This window comes from Micromonospora inaquosa, from assembly GCF_003857055.1.
In the GTDB taxonomy this organism is placed as follows: Bacteria; Actinomycetota; Actinomycetes; order Mycobacteriales; family Micromonosporaceae; genus Micromonospora; species Micromonospora inaquosa.
On sequence record NZ_QGSZ01000041.1, the window covers coordinates 1 to 3940 of the forward strand.

General features: G+C 69.5%; 1 protein-coding gene and 1 pseudogene. Both read left to right on the plus strand.

Features of this window, described 5'->3' with window-relative positions; all coding sequences use genetic code 11:
* Positions 1-30: 30 nt before the first annotated feature.
* A pseudogene (locus DLJ59_RS00370) lies at positions 31-462 on the plus strand (discoidin domain-containing protein); the annotation flags it as partial.
* Between the two features lie 178 nt (positions 463-640).
* The coding region (locus DLJ59_RS00375; protein ID WP_124770547.1) for a discoidin domain-containing protein at positions 641-3940 on the plus strand (3300 nt) is incomplete at its 3' end.

Below are 3940 nucleotides of genomic sequence, written 5' to 3' on the forward strand. Positions count from 1 at the left end.
CGTCGGAGTGGCTGGTCTCGGTGATGGACCACCCGGCCGCCCAGCGGAAACCTGGCGGCCGGGCGGTCCATCACCGAGACCAGCCACTCCGACGTGTACGCCGCCCCCAACGCGGTGGACGGCAACGCGAACACCTACTGGGAGAGCGCCAACAACGCGTTCCCGCAGTCCTTGACGGTGGACCTGGGTGCCGACCGGTCGGTGTCCCGCGTCGTGCTGAAGCTCCCACCGTCATCGGCCTGGCAGACGCGTACGCAGACGCTGGCGGTGCTCGGCTCCACCAACGGCTCGACCTTCAGCACGCTCAAGGCGTCCGCCGGCTACAGCTTCAACCCGGCCAGCGGCAACACCGTCACCGTGACCTTCACGGCGACCACCCAGCGGTACCTGCGGCTGACCGTCACCGGTAACAGCGGCTGGCCAGCCGGCCAGCTCAGCGAGTTCGAGGTCTACTCCAGCTAGGTCGGGTGCCCCCGCCCGGACCGGGCGGGGGCACCCGGTCCGGGCGCTCCGGCGCAACGCCGCGCCGGCCGTCCGACCCCGTCCCATCCCCCACCTGTCGCGGAACGACGGGCGTACCAGTGCACCCGTCGCCGGGCAACGCACCCACACCCACCCCCGAAAGAGGTGTAGCGACCCCATGTCCAGGACCGGCACCAGACGAGGCACGCCGCCAACCGGCGCGCCCAGCACCGTCCCCCGCACCGCCCGCACGCGCCGTCGGATGCTCGCCGGCGCGCTCGCCGGGATCCTCCTCGCCACCGCCCCGGTCGTCACCCCCACGGCCAGCGCGGCACCGAAGGCCGACCCGTCCGCGGCCGCCGCCCGGGTGGCCATGCTCGCCGGGCTCTCCGCCACCATGACCGCCAGCAGCTACAACCAGAACTACGTGGCGGCCAACGCCAACGACGGCAACGCGTCGACCTACTGGGAGAGCGCCAACAACGCGTTCCCGCAGTGGATCCAGGCGGACCTGGGCGCCACCGTCAGCGTGGACCGGGTGGTGCTGAAGTTGCCGCCCTCGTCGGACTGGCAGACCCGTACGCAGACGCTGTCGGTGTTGGGCTCGGCCAACGGCTCGTCCTTCACCACCCTGAAGGCCTCCGCCGGCTACACGTTCAACCCGAGCAGCGGCAACACCGCGACCGTCAGCTTCACCGCCGCCAGCACCCGATACGTACGCGTGCAGGTCACCGGCAACACCGGCTGGCCGGCCGCGCAGTTCTCCGAGGTCGAGGTGTACGGCGACACCAGCAGCACCGACACCCAGGCGCCCAGCGTCCCGGGCAACCTGGCCTACACCCAGCCGGCCAGCGGGCAGATCCGGCTCACCTGGTCGGCGTCCACCGACAACGTCGGGGTGTCCGGCTACGACGTCTACGCCAACGGCGCGCTGCGCGGCAGCGTCAACGGTTCGACGCTCACCTACACCGACAGCCAGTCGGACAGCGCCACGGTGTCGTACCACGTCCGGGCCAAGGACGCGGCCGGTAACCAGTCGGCGAACAGCAACACCGTGACCCGGACCGGCACCGGCAACCCGCCCACCGGGAGCAACCTGGCGGTCGGTAAGCCGATCACCGCATCCGGCTTCGTGCACACGTTCGTGGCCACCAACGCCAACGACAACAACGTGGCGACCTACTGGGAGGGCAACGGCAACCCGAGCACGCTGACCGTGCAGCTGGGCGCGAACGCCACTCTCAGCCAGGTCGTGTTGAAGCTCAACCCGGACTCGGCGTGGGGTACGCGTACCCAGAACATCACGGTGCTCGGCCGGGACCAGGGCTCGTCGAGCTTCAGCACACTGGTCGGCGCGGCGAACTACACCTTCAACCCGGGCAGCGGCAACACGGTGACCATCCCGGTCTCCGGCGCGGCGGCCGACGTACGGCTCTCGATCGCCTCGAACACCGGCGCCCCGGCCGGTCAGGTGGCCGAGTTCCAGGTCTTCGGCACCCCGGCGCCGAACCCGGACCTGACAGTTACCGGCATGTCGTTCAGCCCGTCCGCGCCCGTGGAGACCAGCACCATCACCCTCTCCGCGACGGTGCGCAACGCGGGCTCGGCGGCCTCCGGCGCGACTAACGTCAACTTCTACCTGGGCGCCACCCGGGTCGGCACCGCCTCGGTCGGCGGCCTCGCGGCCGGCGCGTCGACCACGGTCAGCGCCAGCATCGGCACCCGGGACTCGGGCAGCTACCCGCTCAGCGCGAAGGTCGACGAGTCGAACACCGTCGTCGAGTCCGACGACACCAACAACAGCTACACCAATCCCAGCCCGCTGGTGGTCGGCGCGGTGGCCAGCTCCGACCTGGTCGCCTCCGCGGTCGACTGGTCGCCGGGCAACCCGCCGCCCGGCAGCACTGTCACCTTCTCGGTGTCGATCCGCAACGCCGGCAACCAGGCGTCCGCGTCCGGTGCGCACGGCATCACCCTGACCGTGCTCAACGACTCCGGCACCGTGGTCCGGACCCTGACCGGCTCGTACTCGGGCGTGATCAACGCTGGTGCGACGGTCGGCCCGATCAGCCTGGGCACCTGGACCGCAGCGAACGGCAAGTACACCGTCCGGGTGGTGCTCGCCGCCGACGCCAACGAGCTGCCGGTCAAGCAGACCAACAACACCACCGACCGCCCGCTCTTCGTGGGGCGGGGCGCCAACCTCGGCTACGACATGTACGAGGCCGAGGACGGCACGACCGGCGGCGGCGCCGGTCAGGTCGGGCCGAACCGGGACATCGGCAACCTCGGCGGTGAGGCGTCCGGACGTCGGGCGGTGACCCTGAACAGCACCGGCGCGTACGTCGAGTGGACCACCCGGGCGGCGACCAACACCCTGGTCACCCGCTTCTCCATCCCCGACTCGGCGGGTGGCGGGGGCATCGACTCGACGCTGAACATCTACGTCAACGGCACCCTGCACAAGCCGATCAACCTGACCTCCAAGCACATCTGGTTGTACGGCGCGGAGGCCAGCCCGAGTGACTCGCCGAGCGCCGGCCCGCCTCGCCACCTGTACGACGAGGCGAACGTGATGTTGAACTCGACCATCCCGGCCGGCAGCAAGATCCGTTTGCAGAAGGACCCGGCCAACACCACCACGTACGCGATCGACTTCATCAACCTGGAGCTGGTCGCACCGCGCGCCAACCCGGACCCGGCCCGTTACCGGGTGCCCTCCGGCTTCAGCCACCAGGACGTCCAGAACGCGCTGGACGCGGTCCGGATGGACACCACCGGCAACCTGATCGGCGTCTACCTGCCGGCCGGCACCTACGAGACCGCGCAGAAGTTCCAGGTGTACGGCAAGGCGATCACCGTGGTCGGCGCGGGCATGTGGTACACCCGCTTCCAGACGCCGACCGGCCAGCAGAACACCGACGCGGGTTTCCGGGTGGAGTCGTCGGCCAGCGGGTCGTCCTTCTCGCACCTGGCCTTCTTCGGCAACTACACCAACCGGATCGACGGGCCGGGCAAGGTCTGGGGTGAGCTGAAGGACGTCGACAACATGACCCTGGACAGTGTCTGGGTCGAGCACACCGTCTGCGCGTACTGGGGGGTGAGCGTCAGCGGGTTGACCATCCGCAACAGCCGCTTCCGCAACACCTTCGCCGACGGGGTGAACCTGACCAACGGCAGCACCAACAACCTGATCACCAACACCGAGGGGCGGTCGAACGGAGATGACGCGTTCGCCCTCTTCTCGGCCACCGACCAGGGTGCGTCGACCGGTAACAACGGCAACGTGTTCGAGAACCTCTCGGCCACGTTGACCTGGCGGGCGGCCGGGTTGGCGGTCTACGGCGGCTACAACAACATCTTCCGCAACCTGTACATCGCGGACATGTTGACGTACTCCGGGATCACCATCAGCTCGCTGGACTTCGGTTACCCGTTCATCGGGTTCGGGGCCAGCCCGCCGACCCAGTTCCAGAAC